19 protein-coding genes are annotated in these 18,675 nt (G+C 41.9%); all 19 read left to right on the forward strand.

What is annotated here, in order from left to right; all coding sequences use genetic code 11:
- The first annotated feature begins 21 nt into the window (after nucleotides 1–21).
- On the forward strand, nucleotides 22–1,179 hold the full coding sequence (locus QMO62_RS18720) for a sensor histidine kinase (protein WP_284643198.1): 1,158 nt from the start codon (nucleotides 22–24) through the stop codon (nucleotides 1,177–1,179).
- Between the two features lie 5 nt (nucleotides 1,180–1,184).
- Entirely contained in the window at nucleotides 1,185–1,910 is a 726-nt protein-coding gene (locus QMO62_RS18725; RefSeq protein WP_284643200.1) for a response regulator, read from the forward strand.
- 91 nt (nucleotides 1,911–2,001) lie between these two features.
- Nucleotides 2,002–2,400 (forward strand): glycosyltransferase family protein, encoded by a 399-nt coding sequence (locus QMO62_RS18730; RefSeq protein WP_284643202.1) that lies wholly within the window; start codon nucleotides 2,002–2,004, stop codon nucleotides 2,398–2,400.
- Between the two features lie 210 nt (nucleotides 2,401–2,610).
- On the forward strand, nucleotides 2,611–4,263 hold the full coding sequence (locus tag QMO62_RS18735; protein ID WP_284643205.1) for an ATP-dependent helicase ComFA: 1,653 nt from the start codon (nucleotides 2,611–2,613) through the stop codon (nucleotides 4,261–4,263).
- Nucleotides 4,264–4,554: 291 nt separating this feature from the next.
- Entirely contained in the window at nucleotides 4,555–5,046 is a 492-nt protein-coding gene (locus QMO62_RS18740; RefSeq protein ID WP_284643207.1) for a ComF family protein, read from the forward strand.
- A gap of 120 nt (nucleotides 5,047–5,166) precedes the next feature.
- Nucleotides 5,167–5,583 carry a TIGR03826 family flagellar region protein gene (locus QMO62_RS18745; protein ID WP_284643209.1) on the forward strand — a complete coding sequence of 139 codons (417 nt, stop codon included), beginning with the start codon at nucleotides 5,167–5,169 and terminating at the stop codon, nucleotides 5,581–5,583.
- 103 nt (nucleotides 5,584–5,686) lie between these two features.
- Nucleotides 5,687–5,947, forward strand: coding sequence for a flagellar biosynthesis anti-sigma factor FlgM (gene flgM, locus QMO62_RS18750; protein WP_284643210.1), 261 nt, complete (start codon nucleotides 5,687–5,689; stop codon nucleotides 5,945–5,947).
- Nucleotides 5,948–5,969: 22 nt separating this feature from the next.
- Nucleotides 5,970–6,470, forward strand: a complete 501-nt coding sequence (locus tag QMO62_RS18755; RefSeq protein ID WP_284643212.1) for a flagellar protein FlgN — start codon at nucleotides 5,970–5,972, stop codon at nucleotides 6,468–6,470.
- A gap of 35 nt (nucleotides 6,471–6,505) precedes the next feature.
- Nucleotides 6,506–8,110, forward strand: coding sequence for a flagellar hook-associated protein FlgK (gene flgK / locus QMO62_RS18760; RefSeq protein WP_284643214.1), 1,605 nt, complete (start codon nucleotides 6,506–6,508; stop codon nucleotides 8,108–8,110).
- A gap of 42 nt (nucleotides 8,111–8,152) precedes the next feature.
- The gene (gene flgL / locus QMO62_RS18765; RefSeq protein ID WP_284644981.1) at nucleotides 8,153–9,061 is read left to right on the forward strand and encodes a flagellar hook-associated protein FlgL; all 909 of its coding nucleotides are present in this window, start codon (nucleotides 8,153–8,155) and stop codon (nucleotides 9,059–9,061) included.
- A 17-nt stretch (nucleotides 9,062–9,078) separates the two neighbouring features.
- Complete coding sequence (locus QMO62_RS18770; RefSeq protein WP_284643216.1) at nucleotides 9,079–9,651, forward strand: DUF6470 family protein; 573 nt, start codon at nucleotides 9,079–9,081, stop codon at nucleotides 9,649–9,651.
- Nucleotides 9,652–9,734: 83 nt separating this feature from the next.
- Nucleotides 9,735–10,193, forward strand: a complete 459-nt coding sequence (gene fliW / locus QMO62_RS18775) for a flagellar assembly protein FliW (protein ID WP_284643217.1) — start codon at nucleotides 9,735–9,737, stop codon at nucleotides 10,191–10,193.
- 7 nt (nucleotides 10,194–10,200) lie between these two features.
- Entirely contained in the window at nucleotides 10,201–10,434 is a 234-nt protein-coding gene (gene csrA / locus QMO62_RS18780; protein ID WP_284643219.1) for a carbon storage regulator CsrA, read from the forward strand.
- 161 nt (nucleotides 10,435–10,595) lie between these two features.
- On the forward strand, nucleotides 10,596–11,729 hold the full coding sequence (locus tag QMO62_RS18785; RefSeq protein ID WP_284643221.1) for a flagellin N-terminal helical domain-containing protein: 1,134 nt from the start codon (nucleotides 10,596–10,598) through the stop codon (nucleotides 11,727–11,729).
- 76 nt (nucleotides 11,730–11,805) lie between these two features.
- Nucleotides 11,806–12,135: a DUF8042 domain-containing protein gene (locus QMO62_RS18790; RefSeq protein WP_284643224.1), complete on the forward strand. Its 330-nt coding sequence runs from the start codon at nucleotides 11,806–11,808 to the stop codon at nucleotides 12,133–12,135.
- The gene (locus QMO62_RS18795) at nucleotides 12,128–14,068 is read left to right on the forward strand and encodes a TPR domain-containing glycosyltransferase (RefSeq protein WP_284643225.1); all 1,941 of its coding nucleotides are present in this window, start codon (nucleotides 12,128–12,130) and stop codon (nucleotides 14,066–14,068) included. Before QMO62_RS18790 ends, QMO62_RS18795 begins: the two co-directional genes overlap by 8 nt.
- A gap of 28 nt (nucleotides 14,069–14,096) precedes the next feature.
- Nucleotides 14,097–16,814: a glycosyltransferase gene (locus tag QMO62_RS18800; protein WP_284643226.1), complete on the forward strand. Its 2,718-nt coding sequence runs from the start codon at nucleotides 14,097–14,099 to the stop codon at nucleotides 16,812–16,814.
- 222 nt (nucleotides 16,815–17,036) lie between these two features.
- Nucleotides 17,037–18,119 (forward strand): DegT/DnrJ/EryC1/StrS family aminotransferase, encoded by a 1,083-nt coding sequence (locus tag QMO62_RS18805; protein WP_284643227.1) that lies wholly within the window; start codon nucleotides 17,037–17,039, stop codon nucleotides 18,117–18,119.
- A 22-nt stretch (nucleotides 18,120–18,141) separates the two neighbouring features.
- The gene (locus tag QMO62_RS18810) at nucleotides 18,142–18,675 is read left to right on the forward strand and encodes an acyltransferase (RefSeq protein ID WP_284643229.1); all 534 of its coding nucleotides are present in this window, start codon (nucleotides 18,142–18,144) and stop codon (nucleotides 18,673–18,675) included.

Here is an 18,675-nt window from a genome sequence, read left to right on the forward strand (position 1 = left end):
GTAGAAGGGGCTTTGTTCCGGATGCAGGTGGATGCGTTAGATCGTGTACTCAAAAATGCTATTGATGTTATGGAAAGCAGCAAGTATCAGATTTTTGAGATTTGCGAAAGCGTCCGCGCCGAGAGGGAAGCCTTGAACAAAGAGCTTCAGCAGGTGATTGAGGAAGCCTCAAAGACCATCGAGATGGTCGATCGATTCGAGCTGGAATATCGCCGCTCCCGTGTCCGGCTGACAGAGGTCAGCCGGGATTTCAAGCGGTTCAATGAAGAGGACATCCGTGCTGCCTATGAGGCTGCAACAGGGCTGCAGACTCAGCTTGCAACGTACCGTGAGAAGGAGATTTACCTCAAGGCTCGTCGGGACGATCTTCAGAAGCGGCTTAAGAATCTCGATCGCCAGATGGAGCGCGCGGAAACTCTCGTCTCTCAGGTGAATGTGGTGCTTGAGTACCTCTCCGGCGATCTGGGCCAAGTGACACGCTTGCTGGAATCGGCGAAAAACCGCCAGCTGCTGGGGCTGAAGATCATTCTTGCGCAGGAAGAAGAACGGAAGCGGATTGCCAGGGAAATCCATGACGGACTAGCCCAGAATATGGCCAATGTAGTGCTTCGAACGGAGATTGCTGAACGGATGCTCGGCAAGGAAGCATATAGCGCGGTGAAGGATGAGTTGGTTGACCTCAAGGGGCAGGTTCGCGGCGGGATTGAAGAGGTTCGAAGAATTATTTTCAACCTGCGGCCAATGGCTCTTGATGATCTTGGTTTGGTGCCGACACTTCGCAAATTCGTACAGGATTATGAGGAAAAAGCAAAAATTCGCACGAAGTTTGAAGTCGTGGGTAAAGATTTTCGGTTACCTTCCGGTATGGAAGTGGCGATTTATCGATTGGTACAGGAAGCCTTTTCTAATGTAATGAAGCATGCACAAGCTAGCTTTGTGAGCTTGGAGGTTGCCTTTCAACAGCAGATGGTAAAAATTACCGTTTCCGACAACGGTGTGGGCTTCTCGACAGATACGATAGACCGAAAGCTGGATAAGCGCAGCGGACATTTCGGTTTAATCGGTATGCGTGAGCGAGTGGAGCTCTTGGAAGGGCGACTCGAAATTCAATCGACTGTCGGCGGAGGCACAAAGGTTTCTATGGTTATTCCGATTACATCCGAATCTAAGGAGGAGTAAAGCCGATGGACATTATTGGTACGGCGAAACGTTCGATTAAGCTGGTTTTGGCGGATGATCACCAATTGTTTCGGGAAGGCGTCAAACGCATCCTGAACATGGAGAACGACCTGGAGGTAGTAGGCGAATGCGGCGACGGCATTCAAGTCATTGAGCTGTGCAATACGCTGCACCCGGACATCGTCCTCATGGACATCAACATGCCGATTGAGAACGGCGTTGTGGCAACGGAGAAGCTGAAGGATATTTTCCCGGATATAAAAGTGATCATTCTTTCGATTCATGATGATGAGAGCTATGTTTTTGAGACGCTCCGCAAGGGCGCATCCGGCTATCTGCTGAAGGATATGGAAGCGGAGTCGCTGATCAACGCTATTCGCTCCGTTGTGGCAGGGCACGCTTATATTCACCCGAAGGTGACGGGCAAGCTGATCAACCAGCTTCGTCGAATGACCTATTTGGACGAGGTAGGCGTAGCAGGCGGAGGTACGGTTTCGAAGGAAGCGGGCGTGAAATACGTTCATTCCGATAACAGTCCGCTTACGCGTCGTGAGGCGGAGGTATTACGTTTGATGGCTGAGGGCAAGAGTAACAAGATGATCGGGGAATTCTTATATATCAGTGAGAAAACGGTCAAAAACCACGTCAGCAGCATTTTACAGAAGATGGAAGTAGACGATCGAACACAAGCGGTTATTATCGCGATTAAGAATGGCTGGGTTACACTGTAGATCGGCTAGAATGATCTGTAAAGATTTTGCAAAGGGCATGGAACCAACCTACTCCTAGCGGCATATACTGTTCTTAAGGGAGGGAGCCGCTATGATGTTAGGCTTGGTTGGAATTATGGGTACCTATGCCGTCGGGATCCTGCTGGTCCACTGGCTCCACTGGCGATTTCAGCGCCGCGGTCTGGAACGCATGATGCACTATGTGCTCGTGACGAGGAACAACCAGCTGCAGGTGGAGTGGTACATTCGGTCGCTTGGTTTTTTCTCATGGCTCAAGGGCCGTGCGATTACCGTAACTCTAGTGGATGAAGGCTCGACGGACGAGACGCTCTCTATTGTGGCAAGGTTAAGCGAAGAACATCAATTGCACATCTGCTCAGCAGAAGCATGGAACTGGGACGATTGGGTCCAGGAGCATGAGAATGAGCAAGTGGTTGTCGTTCGGCTTAGCCAAAACGAAGGTTTAGAAACCGCTTACAAATTTATGTAACCATAAAGGAGTCGCATGAAGGCCTATCTTTATGCTGTAATTCGAGAGTCAGCGTGTTCCTGGCATGTATCCTTGGATTTGCGGGCAGACCGGCAGCATTATCTGTCTTTGTATGGCCCGTGCTTCAAGCTGCGTGTACTGGAACCGGCTCTTTCGTTCGGACAAGCTATGGAATTGCAGAAGCGTTTTTCACGTGAAGGGAACACTGTAGTGACTTCAAAGCGGATTCGGGCGTTAGGTCCGGGTGTGCTTGGAGTAGGACCCGGTAGTACGCAAGAATGGGTCATTCGTGAGTGGAAGCCGGGTGCCGAGCATGAAGCCTATGCAAATGAAGTAGATGATGGGAAAAGGATTCGCTACATGGCGATGATGCTTCGAGGGCGGCAGCTCCTCATTGATGAGGTGGTTGCGTTACTGGAGAATGGGAGCGAGGAATCAAAAACCGATACGACGCTTCTATACGATCTTCAACGCGCGTGGCTTGCCGGATTCGTGGAAATTGACCAAGGCGTTTCGGTAAGTAAGCAGGGATTCCTCTTTCGGGAACAGCGATACCAATGCTCCCGTTGCGGCACTAACGCTAAGAAGAAACGGAACGATGGTGGAGTTAACTCCATTCGCTGGTCTGCATGTCCGCACTGCCAACAGGACTGTGCTTATTGTGAAGCATGCCTCACTATGGGAAGAGCCAGATTCTGTTCCATTGTAGTTAGCGGGGTTAGCAGAAGCCCTGAAGTCAAAGAGGATACACAGGAGTTGTCCGACTATACAAGCCCGTGGGGACTTAGCTCGATTCAAGAGGAAGCAGCGGGCGAAGCGCTTCGTTTTTTGAAAGCAAATATATTCCTTTCACCGGCAAAGGAGGAAGAGCCTCGCAAATTTCTGATATGGGCTGTAACCGGTGCTGGGAAGACGGAAATGATTTTTCCCATGATCTCGTATGCACTGGCGCGGGGCGGCAAGGTGGCTGTGGCAACACCGAGAAGAGATGTTGTGCTGGAGCTGATGCCCCGTATACGCAAGGCATTTCCTGATGCGGCGGTAGTTACGTTGTACGGTGGGAGTGAGCAGCGCTGGGAGCAGGGGGAGATTACGATCGCTACGACGCATCAATTGATGCGGTTTCGACATGCCTTCGATTTGGTGATCATCGACGAAATTGATGCGTTTCCTTATCATAATAATCCAATGCTCTTATATGCTGCTGCCAAGGTGTGTAAGCCGTGGGGAGTAAACCTTCTTTTGTCCGCTACGCCACCTGCCCCTTTGAGAAAACTTGCCGCTCGAGGAAAGCTTCCTCACGTTAAGGTAGCTGCGCGGTATCATCGGCAGCCCTTGCCTGAGCCTACGGTGGAGAGGTCACTCGCCTTGCGGACCATCATCCAACAGGGGAATGCTCCCGCCGCGCTCATTGGCAAATTAAAAAAATCCCTGGATCGTGGGGCTCAGTTATTCGTATTCGTTCCGAACATTTCGATGGTGGAGCCTTTGCTGAAGCTGCTGCGAAAGGCACTGCCTGATATACGGGTCGAGGGGACATCCTCAAAGGATGCCGACCGTGGGGAGAAGGTTCTTGCGTTTCGTGCCCGGGAGATCCGACTGCTGATTACGACAACGATTCTAGAGCGGGGAGTGACGATTCCGCAATCCGATGTGTTTATTCTGGACGCGGACTCTCCTGTGTTTGATTCGGCCGCGATGGTACAGATGGCAGGCAGAGCCGGAAGATCGGCACAGGACCCGAACGGCTTTGTTTATTTTTACTCTAAGGAAAAAACAAGATCGCAGGCAGAGGCCATCCAGCAAATTAAAAGCATGAATCGTCTGGCTCGCAAGAAAGGTTTGCTACTGCCCAAAAGCTAAGGGGGGAATTGATTGGTAAGCTTACTTCATTCGTGGCGCAGGTGGGCTTCTGCTCTGCTGGCCACACTGGAGTCTGGTTTGGCAGCAACGTCTAAAGCATGCCTCAGTTGCGGGGGAGCGTATCGAGGGACTAGAGCCTTGCGTGTATGCCAAAGCTGTTGGCAATCCATACCGTGGATTCATGAAGTACAGTGTGAATGCTGTGGCAGATACGAAGCTTGCATGGATTGCAAGCGGAGACCGGTGACTTATTTTACAAGGAATCGAAGCGCGGTGCGGTATGACGAACAAATGAAGTCGTGGCTGGCTTTGTATAAGTATCGGGGACAAGAGAGGCTAAGCGGAGTGCTTGGTCCGATGCTGATGCATGCGCTTCAGCTTCATAGAGCCGACGGGAAGCGGGAGTCCACGGAGTATATAACCTTTGTCCCTCTGAGCAGGGAAAGATTTGACGAACGGGGCTTCAATCAGGCGGAGCAGCTGGCCATAGAACTAGGTAAGCGGGCCCAAATCCCGGTGCTGCCGCTATTCAAACGGAACCGTCATACGAATAAGCAAAGTCTGAAGGCACGTGCGGAGCGGGTGGAGGATATGCGCGGTGTTTTTAGGCTTAAACCGGCGGGCATGGAAGGGATACAACGATTATTGCGGCAGCATTCTAGAATAAAGCTTTATATCGTGGATGACGTTTACACAACGGGAAGCACGCTAAATGAATGTGCGCGGGTGGTGAAGGAGCATTTTCCGGCGATTGATGTATATGGATTGAACTGGGCTCGGTAATTGGCAATCGAGACTGTGAAGGATACCACAAAAAAATCACATGCAAAATGCCGATAGATACAGTAAACTAGAATTATACATCTAGTCCAGGCGCAGGAAATATAGAAAGGGGTTACGGAAATGAGTTTGAATGTCGCCAACTGCTATCGCTGCGGCAAGGTGTTTATGAAGAATCATTACGGGGTTTGCCCTAACTGTATAAAGGACATCGAGCAGCAATACGAAAAGTGTCTAAAGTATTTGCGGGAGAATAAACAGTGCTCTCTACAAGAGCTCAGCGAAGCCACAGAGGTTTCTGTCACTCAGATCACGAAGTTTATCCGCGAAGGGCGCATTTCCATTAAACACAACCCGAACATGTCTTTTGGTTGCGAGGTGTGCGGAACGTCCATTCGTGAGGGAACGATCTGTGAGCCGTGCCGTTCTCGTCTCGCGAAGGATGTATCGAACCTGCAGGAGGATCAGCAGAAAAGACAGGCGAACCAGGCTAATCGCGGCCCGAGCTTCCAGATCAAGGATCGTTTGCATGACAAGTAAGAAATTGTTATCATAATTACATATAAACTTTTGAATAGAGCCCACCGATAAAAGTAGTAACGCTTTTACGGTGGGTTTACTATTTGTGTCGGATGAGGTGGGAATGATGAAGATTAATGGACCGAATCACATCGGAGCCGTCAATCAATATAAGAAGACGCAGGACGCTCAGCAGCAGCATGTTAACGGCAAGAAGGGCAAGCTGGATCAAGTGCATATTTCGAATGAAGCCAAGGAGCTGCTGGAGACGCAAGGAGCGGCTTCCTCGGAGAAGATCGAGTCGCTGAAGAAGTCGGTTGCTGAAGGTACATATCATGTGGATACGAAGAAGCTCGTGGAGAAGCTGTTCCCGTTTTTGAAATAACAAACGAAGAGGTGAATGAGCCTTGTCTTTTCAAGCTCTGTTAGAGACCATGTCGGCCTTGAACGAAATTCACAACACGCTACTAGAACTGGCTGAGCAGAAGAAGCATGTGCTCATTAACAATCAGGTGGAACAGTTAACCCAGATCGTGACAAAGGAGAATAAGCTGCTTAAACAAATCGGAGAGTTGGATGAGCGTCGCGTCGAGGTGATCGGGGAATTCCTAATGGAGAAGGGCTATAAGCCGAATCCTCGGGTAACGGTTGGGGACCTGACGAAGATCATTTTTAACGTGGAAGAGAAGAAGCAGCTGACGGACGCACAGAAGCAACTTATGGGTACGATACGGAAGTTGAGAGATTTGAATCAGTTAAATCAAGAGTTAATTCAGCATTCGCTCGCCTTTGTTAATTATTCATTGGATTTAATTGTAGGTCCACCGGAGGACGACGTGCTTTACCAAAATCCTCAGCTGCAAAGTAACGCTCCAAAACGGCAGGGGCTCTTTGATACAAGGGCATAAGATTCTAGTGATACGGTAGGAAGGGGAGCACATTCATGCGTTCCACATTCGGCGGAATTGAAATATCGAAGCGAAGCTTGTTTACTCAACAGGCTGCATTAACGACGACAGGTCATAATATTGCGAATGCTAATACCAAGGGTTACTCCCGTCAAGTGGTCAATATGGTGGCCTCTCGTCCAATTGAATACCCTGGGCTTATGCGAAGTAACGTCCCTGGCCAGATGGGGCAGGGTGTGGAGTTTGATCAGATTACGAGGATACGTGAGAGATTTCTCGATAACCAAATGCACAACGAAAATAAAAGTCTAGGTGAATGGAGTGTCCGAAAAGATACTTTGGATAAGCTGGAAGCGATCATTAATGAGCCTTCGGATACAGGAATTCGTCAAACGATCGAAGGGTTCTGGAACGCATGGGAAGAGCTTAGTAAATCCCCTGAAAACACAACGGCCCGTGTTTTGGTTAAAGAGCGAGCTTTAGCTATGACGGATGCATTCAATCAAACCTCGCGTCAACTGTCAGATTTGTCGAGAGACTTGACAGAAAACATCGAAGTGAAAGTAACAGATGCGAATCAGAAGGTATCTCAAATAGCCAAGTTAAACGAAGCAATATTCCGTATCGAGGGTCTTGGTAACGATGCGAATGATCTACGCGATCAGCGAGATTTATTGATGGACGAGCTCTCCAAGATCGCGAATATCACGTATACGGAGAATGACCGAGGCTATACCGTAAATATGGGTACCACGCAGTTAGTCTCGGGTAATACGGTAACAACGGTTCTTACATCCGATTTGGTACAGTCTGCCGCGGAGGCGGGGACATTAAACAGTGGCGAGATCTACGGAATGATTCACTCTCGTGACTATAACGTTGCTAATTATCAATACCAGTTAGATAACATGCTGAAAACGATGGTAACCGGTGACATGAAGGTAACGCTTCCGAAAGGAATGGTCATTCCGGCAGGCACTACGATGACGCTAGTGAAAGCAGATGGTACTACGGAAACAAAGAATTTCGCTGGTTCCATTGAGGATCGAACGTTAGGGGATAGTACCGATGTTATCGTTAAGGGCTTTAATGGCCTGCATCAGCTCGGATATTCCTCCTCAGAACCATTGAAATCGGGGGTTTCATTCTTCTCTCTAAAAGAAGGTACCAGTGAATTCACTGCTGCCAGCGTAACGGTGAACCCTGATATCGTAGCTAATGTTGCTAATATCTCCACTTCAACTCGCGTGTATATGGATGGCACAACCCCTAAAGTTGTTAAGGGGAACAATGATATGGCACTTCTGCTTGCTGACGTACGGAATAAGCGTGTGAGTTTTGACCCGGATTCAACCGGGAGACCTGTATTAACGGATGGAACGTTTGATGAGTTCTTCCGCTCCATCGTAGGACAATTGGGGGTGCAATCGCAGGAGGCAGACCGCCAAGCGACGAACCAACAAATTCTTGTGAACCAGGTTGATTCACAAAGACAGGCGGTCAGTGGAGTATCATTGGATGAAGAGATGGCCAATATGATTAAATTCCAGCATGCATACAATGCAGCGGCACGTGCGTTAACCACTTTTGATGAAATGCTCGATAAGGTTATTAATAGTATGGGGCTTGTAGGAAGATAATCAATAAGTAACGAAGTTTAGGTGGGAGGTGTTCTGATGTCGATGCGTGTAACTCAAGGTATGCTGAATAGCCAGCTCCTTCGAAATATAAATACTAATTTGACACGTATGCAGAACAATCAGGAACAATTATCAACAGGCAGAAAAATAAATAGACCATCTGATGATCCTGTGGGTATGGCGTTTTCCCTTCGTTACCGAAGCGAACAATCAGCCAATGAACAATACGAAAGTAATTTGGATGCCGCGATGTCTTTACTAGATTATACGGATACCATGATGGGACAAGCTAATAGTGTTATTCAACGTGTTCGTGAATTGGCTGTTGCTGGTGCTAACGGTACAAACCCGCAACAAGCTCTAGACTCCATTAAGAGCGAAGTGGAACAACTGTACTCCCAGATGGTGAGTATTGGTAACAGTCAGTTCAATGGCCGTTATATCTTTAATGGACAGATGACTGATAAAGCTCCTTACACCGAAGCGAATGCTGCCACAGATAAACCTGACGGAAACGAACTTAAGTTTAACATCGGTGTTGGTGTTCAAATTGCAGCGAATAAGACAGGGGAATCCGTTTTTGGTACACCTGACGACATTAATGCACCTGGTACGAACGATAATATTTTTCGTGTGATGAAGGACTTATCTGCTGCCTTGGGAGCAGGTCTGACTAATGAGGTTAGTGCGTTGCTTGCTCGAATCGATAAGGCTAATGATCAATTTCTTGAGGCCAGAGCTGACGTTGGCGCTAAGATGAACCGTATGGAGTTGGCGCAATCCCGTTTGAGTGACGTTAATGTGAATTTAAAAACACTACAGACAAAAACAGAGGACGCAGATGTAGCCGAGGTAATCACGAACCTCAAGATGGATGAGAATGTGTATCAATCGTCATTATCGGTTGGATCTAAGATTATCAGTGCAACCTTAGTTGACTTTCTAAGATGAGTTAGAGGGATCATTATATGACTATTCCCCAGATACAAATACGGCAGACACCAGCAAGATTAAGTATTGATGCTGACCCTGGGCGTCTAGAAATGAAGCAACCTAAAGCAACATTCGAGCTTAAGACGATTCCAGGGAGACTTCAAATTGAATCAGGTCCTGGACAGCTTATCATTGATAACAGTGCTTGGCATGATGCACTAGGGGTCGGGAATCATTTAGAATCAATGAGCCGTATTTATTCCACCTGTAAACAAATTGCACTGGAAGGAATAGCGAATAGGGTAGCTCAAGGCAACAGAATGGCTGCCATTCACACAGGTGAGAATGTGATAGCAAGTTTAGCAAGAGAAAGTACGAAGGATGTCGATAACTATCAGTTCATGTATATGGGTCCTGCATCCTTTGATAATATCGATATTCGCTATGAGCCGACGGAAGTGAACATTCAGGTAGAAGAAGCAAGAGTCCAAAAGAACATCGAGATGAATCCCGCGGATATACAATATCATCTGGGGAAAAGGGACATCTATATGGCTCAATACCCTAAAGTGGAAATCATCCCTCCGAATATGGATATAAAAATTTAATATGTGCTATCATGAAGCTATAGATCTTAAAATCTATAGCTTCGATTTTTTTAATTGCCATATGTAAATAAGGAGTGTTACTCATGATCACAATAAATACTTCAAGCTTAGGTGAAATGACGATTACGGAAGAACAAATCATTAATTTCCCGGAAGGAATTCCAGGGTTCGTTGAATTACATCGGTTTACGCTACTACCTATTGACCCTGAGTTGCCGTTTGCCTACTTGCAGTCTGTGGATGAAGAGATGATTCATTTCATTGTAGTAAATCCTTTTCACATCTATCCATTATATGATATTCACCTCGACCATGAGATACAGGAGGAGCTTGAAATCGAAGCTCCCGAGGATGTGGAGGTATGGAGTATCCTAACCATTCGTGACTCTTTTGACACAGCTACAGTTAATCTAATGGCACCAGTGATTATCAATTCAAAGAAGCGCTCGGGCAAACAAATTGTGCTGCACCAGTCCAATTACACGACTCGTCATATGCTTTCGGATTTGATACATTCCACCAACACGGAAACGAAGGGGTGAACCTCATATGCTGGTCCTAGCAAGAAAAGTAGGAGAATCCATTATGATTGGTGATCAAGTGGAATTAATCGTTGTAAGCGTAGAGAAGGATGTCGTTCGTCTTGGCATCAAAGCTCCGAAGCATATGCAGGTCTATCGGAAAGAGCTCTACGAGATGGTGAAGCAGTCGAATGAAGAAGCATCTAAAACTGCCTTAAAGCCGGATCAGTTGAAACATCTATTGAAGAAAAAAGGAACATAAAATATTTTTGAGAAGCTATAAACTTTCTCCCAAGGTTCGACGATATATGTATCATAGGGGAACGGGACCTAGGGCGGCCGACCTAAAGGTCCTTAAGTACCTCACTATATCAAATCCACATGGATGTGGGTTTTATCTAACTTCAGGGAGGAAGTATAACAATGAGAATTAACCACAATATCGCAGCTCTTAACACTCACCGTCAACTGAACACTGCAGCAGGAGCACAATCCAAATCCATGGAAAAACTGTCTTCCGGCCTTCGTATCAACCGCGCCGGCGACGATGCAGCAGGTTTGGCAATTTCCGAGAAAATGCGTGGCCAGATTCGTGGTTTGGACATGGCTTCCAAGAACGCTCAAGACGGAATCTCTTTGATCCAAACAGCTGAGGGTGCATTGAACGAGACTCACTCCATCCTGCAGCGTATGCGTGAGCTGGCAGTACAATCGGCAAATGATACGAATACCGATACAGACCGTGCAGAACTTCAAAAAGAAGTTGACCAATTGATTCAAGAGATCGATCGTATCGCTAATACAACCGAGTTCAATACGAAGAAACTTCTCAATGGCAACCTGAGCGGTGTTAATAACGCAGCTCAATCCACAACCTTTAATGAAGTTTCTGATAAAACTGTATTTACAGCAGTTGCTGTTGGTACAACAATCTCTGCTGACTCGTCGTACAACGTTAAGATTACCGGTGCAAATACTGGTGCAGTTACTTACACAGTAACTATTACTGATCAAACAGGAGCAACAACTACAGCGAGTGTTGCTGCTACTGGAGGCGCTATAACAGTTGGTCAATCTTCTGTTACAATCGGTGCGTTGGGAACTGAAGACATCGGCAAGGAAGCTACGCTTACACAGCGGGTGGCGGTAGAAGATAACACTGATACTTCCTTGACTTATCAGATCGGGGCAAACTCCTCTCAGACTATGAATGTATCCATTGAGAACATGAGTTCTAGTGCTCTGAAAGTGAGTTCTGTGAAGGTAACATCCGCGGGTGCTGCAGAAGCTTCTATTTCTGCAATTAACAAGGCAATTGAGGATGTTTCTGCACAACGTTCTAAGCTGGGGGCATTCCAGAATCGCTTGGAACACACAATTAATAACTTGGGTGCTTCTTCCGAGAACTTGACAGCTGCAGAGTCTCGTGTGCGTGATGTAGACATGGCGAAGGAAATGATGGAGTCCACGAAGAACGGAATTCTTTCTCAAGCTGCTCAGGCAATGCTTGCACAAGCTAATCAACAGCCACAAGGCGTACTGCAACTACTTCGTTAATCGAAGGTTAGTAAATAAAATAAAAAGGGCCGGCTAATTTAATTAGTCGGCCTTTTTTAAGAACGGGGATATGATTATGAGAAGTGAGTTGGCTGAACTTAAATCTAGTTTTAAATTTTTAATTCAAAATCTGATTACAAGAATAGATGAAATTTGTAATGACCTTGAGAGTGATGATGTTGATAGACTTATTTTCTGGATTGAGGACTTATCTGTATTAACAGAGAGTATGGTTATTTTATCTCAAAATAAAGAAGTAGAAATTGACGTTGCATTATTTAATGAGAAGGTGGAAATGTTATTAAACAAGTTTGAGGATCAGGATTATATTTATGTAGCAGATATCTTAAAGTTTGAAATTAAACCTTTATTAACATATTGGGATGGATGTATAATACATGACTAAGAAATTAAGTATTTGTATGATAGTAAAGGATGAAGAAAAGAATCTACCCAGATGCCTAGATAGTCTCTCCTTGCTACTAGACAAACCATATACTGAACTAATAATTGTTGACACCGGTTCTAAAGATAAGACTGTTGATATTGCCAAATGTTATACAGATCGGGTCTATTACCATGAATGGAATGGAAATTTCTCCTCAATGAGAAATATTTCAATTTCTTATGCTGTCGGGGAATGGATTTTCATTATAGATGCGGACGAAGAATTAGAGACACCCGAGATTGTATCTGATTTATTCGAAAGTGATGTGTTAAATAAATATAATACTGTCCAAGTCAAAGAGAGAAATTTAGTTTCTGTAAATAATCAAAAATTTATTAATCATGTTCAGGAAAGGTTATTTAAAAATGACGGTTCCTTCAAATACGAAGGGTCAGTTCATAATCAACCCTTATTTAGAGAACCTATTCTACAAACGGAAATATGGCTAATGCATTATGGTTATGTAAATGAAGATAAACAATTAATGAACAAAAAGTTTGAACGCACTGCGGCCATTTTAAAAAAGGAATTGCAAAAGGATCCAGATAATATATACTATCGCTTTCAACTAAGCAGATCGTATGCTATGACGCAAGATTTTTTATCAGCCTATAAAGAGGTGAAGCATGCATATCATACTCTAATGAAAAAAAATAAAAATCTAATTGTCCAACATTACTATGTGTTTGGTGAATTTGCACGTATGAGCTTTAATGTTAATAGATATAATGAAACCATTCAAATCTGTGATGAAGGCATGAATTATAAAAAGAACAGTTTAGATTTATGCTTCTTTAAGGGTCACGCGCAGCTCTTACTGAATAGAACGCAAGAAGGTATTCAAACCTTAATTCAATACTTAAACATTGCAGTGAAATATTGGAATAAAGAAATAAAGCAAACGTCAAAGGATTCTGTCGAACTATACTCGTTAGACGAGCCTTCTTATAATACTTCTTTGGATAGAGTAATCACGATTATTTATCAAAGAAAAAATCTTGAAAAGGCTGATAGTTCAAGTTCAATAAATAAACAGTTCTTTGAGTATATAAGACATGTTAGTAATAATAGCCTTAAATACAATTTATTAATTAAGGTAGCATTCTATATTCTCGATTACAATAGTTTGTATGAGACATATATGGCTTTATCCAATGAAGAAAAGCTTTTATTTATAACCCAATTAGAAATTCTCAAAAAAGATATAACAATGGTAGAAAGAACAAAAATTGAAGAAGTGTTCTCTAATGCTGACAATAATTATGCTCTATTAAATAAACTTCGGACTGCTAGTGAAATTAAAGAAAAACAACGATGGTTATCGTTATTTTTGAATAAATTTAGCTTAAATGATTTGCCCCGAGAGCAAGTTATTGAGTTAATGATATTCTTTATTAACTTTGGGGATATTAAGAAGTTATTAAAACAATATGACAACCAAACTGTAAAAAATATAGTAATTCACTTAGTTGAACATGAAAATAAGGAAGAACTATTCGTTAATATACTTAGTAATGAACTGAACATTCCAGATTATCAAAATTTAAGATTATATATATCTATTGCAAATATAATGCTGCTTCGCTCCATTGAAAAGAACAATAATATCGATTTTATAGATGCTGATTTATTTAATAAATTTTTAATTTACGTTAATAAAGGTATTGAATATATTACTTGTTTGTATAATTTAGAGCGGATTAGGATTACGTATGAAACGTTAACGAATAATGATGATAAATTTTTTTGTATAATGTATCTGGCGAATAACTGTTTTCTTAAGGGAGATACACGAAATTTCCACAAATATATATTAGAAGCCACCAATGAATATCCACATTTTTCAACATTGTTGAAAAGTTATGTATTGAATATGCTAAAAAATGATTAAATTTGTTTCTTTTAGTAAGGAGAAAACTATGACAGCTAATCCTAACGAGCAATTAAAACATAAGGTTGAAAACCTGATAAACAAAGGTTTTGTAAAGGAAGCTGAAGACATTTTAGATAAATATAGTTCTAGGTTTGAGGAGGACCAATGGTTAATAACCACGAAATCAGTAATACATGTTTATAAAGGCGATTTGTTGAATGCAAAGGTTTTATTGCAAAATGCCTTGGTTAAGTACCCATTTAATGCGAATATTTTGTTTAACTTAGCGTATATTAATGAGCTATTACAAAATTACCAAGAAGCATATGATTTTTACCTAGATGCTAATTATGTTTTAAACGAACTCGAGAAAGATGCTGCCCAAAGTGCTATATTAAATCTAAAAAAAACAGTTGATAATATAATAGAAAAGCAGAGGGTGGCGATATTTTGCAAACCTGGCTTAGATAATTTTATTGATGCTATTGTTTCTGGGCTTGAAAGTGAATATAGAGTGAAGAAAATTTTGGTTAATTCTACCGAGCAAATAGATCAAGGGATGGACTGGGCTGATATATGTTGGTTTGAATGGTGTGATGAGTTAGTAATTTATGCAAGTAAAAAGGAAAAGGACTTTAATAAGAAAATATTATGCCGTTTGCATAGCTATGAGGCATTTACTGAATATATAAAAAAGGTTAATTGGCCTAATATTGATAAAGTAATTTTTGTTGCTGAGCATATTAGGGATTACGTTCTTGAGCAAGAATCCTCATTAAGTAAACTTCAAACCGCTGTAATACCAAACGGAATTGATATTTCAAAGTTTTCATTTACTGACAGAAAAAAGGGATACAATATAGCATATGTCGGATACATCAATTATAAAAAGGGACCGATGATGTTATTGCAGGCCTTTAAGGCCATATATGATCAGGATTCGAGATATAAACTTTATATTGCAGGTCAATTTCAAGATCCGAGATATGTACTTTATTTTAGGCAAATGATTGATGAACTTGGGTTAAAGCATAATGTCATTTTTGATGGTTGGCAGGCTGATGTTAATGGTTGGTTAGAAGATAAACAATATATCCTATCTAGCAGCGTATTAGAGGGGATGCCCGTAGGCATTATGGAAGCAATGGCTAAAGGTATTCAACCTTTGATTCATAATTTTGTTGGTGCCAGGAAGATTTACACTGCTGAATATATTTGGAATACACCGGGGGATTGCGTTAGCTTAATTACTAAACACGAGTACAACTCAACAAAGTATAGAAAGTTTATCGAGAACAATTATTCACTAGAAAAACAGTTGGACAGAATAAAAGATCTTTTTCGAAATATATCGCAAATTAATACACTAGATATTGCAAAGCGTATATTTATGACTAACCCGGACAACTTGCTAAACACAGAAAATTACTTTAATCATTTGTTAAGAAACAAGGAAGAAGAAGAATTTGTCAATAATCTAGAAAGCTGGTTCATGAGTAGCAATTTACCAATCACCCCGCGGTTTAGATTTTTTTATAATAATTTATACCGAAAATTTTCGAATTATAATAGGTTTAAGTATTTAACTCCTCGTCCATATGAGAAAATGCTACAAATAAGCGAAGAGTTGTTTCAAAATAAACAAAGTATTAATTCATATGAAGATACAAGCAATAGAGAATTTACAAAAGTTATGATTATACTCCATGGATTAGATTTTGAACAAAGTGTTACTCAGTTTTTCATAAAATTCCTAGAAAATAGTAGAAGTAAACAGTTTAAATATTATGTCTGTTCAGTACTAACCAAAGCTGAGTTTAATCATTACGAAAAGACCATTCAATTTTTTGATGAACACGAAATAGAATATTTCATTCCTGAAAAAGCATTATATGAAGAACGTCTTGAAGAAATCACTTTTTATTTTGATGGAATTAGACCTGACGTTTCTTTTTTTCAAACATTCTATTTTGCTCCTATAAATATCTTACTATATCCTATGATCAAAAAATTTAGTAAAACACTAGGTAGAGTAGTACTACAACAAAGTGAACCTTTCTTAGACGAAAAATTAGACTTTTTATTCTATTATATAACGGATGATAAAACAGTAACCGGTAAAAGTATATTTACTACACCGTGGCCAATAGATACTCAAAAAATCAACAAGAATTTCAATATTCGTGAAAAGCTAGATATTAGAGTTCAAGATAAAATAATGATTTCCATTGGTCGTGAAGTGTTATTTAATAACAAATCCTTTTGGGATTTTGTGATACGGGTTATTACTGAAAACCCTGTCACTTATGTCGTTTTTGGCTGCACTTATGAGAGATATAAGGACTGGATTCCTGAACAATTAATTAAAGATAAAAAGATATTTCTAATTGATTTTGATCCAGATGCTACAGGATACTTGAAAAGTTGCGATTTATTTTTAAATTCATTTCCGACAGGCGGCGGGTTAACTATCGCGGAAGCATATTATGCAAACGTTCCATTGATATCCTTCTATGAAAGAAACGAATATCCTATGTCTCCAGAGGAAATTGGATATCTGATTCCAGGAGTGTTCTACAAAGATTGCAGTATTATTTTTCCTGCAATTGGGGATTTCCGCAATCTGTACATTTTAACACAGCAGGTAATTATTGATCCAAGTACAATTCAAGATAAACGAAGACTAAATCCTCAATTGTTAGAACCTCACGTTTTCGTTGAAGAAGCTGAGAAATTTCTAGCAGATATACTTGCAAGAATTTAATAGTATATCCTACCAAGGAGCATGGTTATATATAGTGAGTGCTCCTTGGGATTCTTGTAAAGATTGGGAATGTTTATTATTTTTAGAGACAACGATAGCCTAATTATCCGTAAAACGGAAGTTAGGCTTTTAACTCTTATAGTGATAAAAAAAGCTGCTTTAAGAACCGATATAAAAATATAGTTACAAAATGATATTTTTCGACAGGAAGGACCATTCGTCATGATTTATATAGCAAAAGTGTCGCTTGGAGAAGAAGAAAAGGCAGCAGTGAACGCAGTTATGGACTCTGGAATGATTGCTTGCGGGGATGTAGTAAAGCATTTTGAGGAGGAGTTTTCTAAATACATCGGGGCTGATTACGGGATTGCGACTACCTCGGGAACGACAGCTCTTGAAGTAGCTCTCAGATCACTTGGCATTGGTCCTGGGGATAAGGTGCTTACTACACCCTATTCCTTTATAGCTTCAACGAATGCCATCCTATACGTGGGGGCTACCCCAGTTTTTGCTGATATAGATGAGAATACCTTTACACTTGATTTTGAGCAAGTAGAGAAGTGTCTCAATGAACAAAGCGGGATTAAAGCACTATTAATTGTGCATCTGTTTGGGCGACCTTGTGACATGGATAGGATACAAGCAATAGTTAAGAAGTATAATATTATGCTTATTGAGGATTGCGCCCAAGCTCATGGGGCTACATGGAATAACAAAAGAATCGGTTCATTTGGAGATGCTGCAGCCTTTAGCTTTTACCCAACCAAGAACATGACGACGGGTGAAGGTGGCATGGTGTTAACAAATCATTCTTACGTAGCTGAGAACGCGCGTTTATTAATTAGTCATGGAATGAAAGTTCGATATTATCATGAATCGATTGGTTTTAATTACCGCATGACAAACATCGCTGCTGCAATAGGTTTGTGTCAATTAGCAAAACTGCCAACGATGAATAATAATCGCTATAAGAATGCTGCATATTACATGGAGAACATAACAAATGATCAAATTATTAAGCCGGGACTAATTGAAGGACATGTATACCATCAATTTACCCTAAGAATTAGAAATTATAGTAGGGATCGTTTCATTGACCATATGAATCGACATCAAATTGGGTCAGGAATTTTTTATCCACTATCCATACCTGAGCAAGAGTGTTATAAAAAATTCCATTTCCAATCTAATTTCACTGTTACGGACCGGATCAAAAATGAGGTGGTTTCCATACCTGTCCATCCATTCCTTTCCGAGGAAGAGCTTGCTAGAGTGACGGGTGTAATAAATGACTTTACTGTATAACGGATAAGGGGGTACGAGTTTTATGGAAAAGAATATATATATTCATCAGTCTGCTTATGTATCCCAGCAAGCTCGCATCGGTTCGGGGACAAAGGTGTGGATCAATAGTCAAATACGTGAAAATGCGATTATCGGTTCCAACTGCATTATCAGTAAAGACACATATATCGATTATGAGGTTACCATAGGTAATGGAGTAAAAATACAAAATGGTGTGTCTGTATATCATGGAGTCACTATTGAAGATGATGTTTTTGTCGGCCCCAACGCAACCTTTACCAATGACTTCTATCCGAGATCCTTTAATAAAGAGTGGAAGGTTCATAACACCGTAATAAAAAAGGGTGCCTCGGTCGGTGCGAATGCAACCATCGTATGTGGTGTGGAGTTAGGGGAATATTGTATGGTCGGAGCGGGAAGTGTCGTGACAAGAACTGTCCCTCCATATGCCTTGGTTGTCGGCAATCCTGCTAGAATCGTGGGTTATGTGTGCAAATGTGGCCATAAGTTAGAGTATGGGGTCTGCTCACAATGTAAGCTTGAGAGGAGCGAGTGA

Origin of the sequence: Paenibacillus silviterrae (genome assembly GCF_030167925.1) — a bacterium.
GTDB classification, from domain to species: Bacteria; Bacillota; Bacilli; order Paenibacillales; family NBRC-103111; genus Paenibacillus_G; species Paenibacillus_G silviterrae.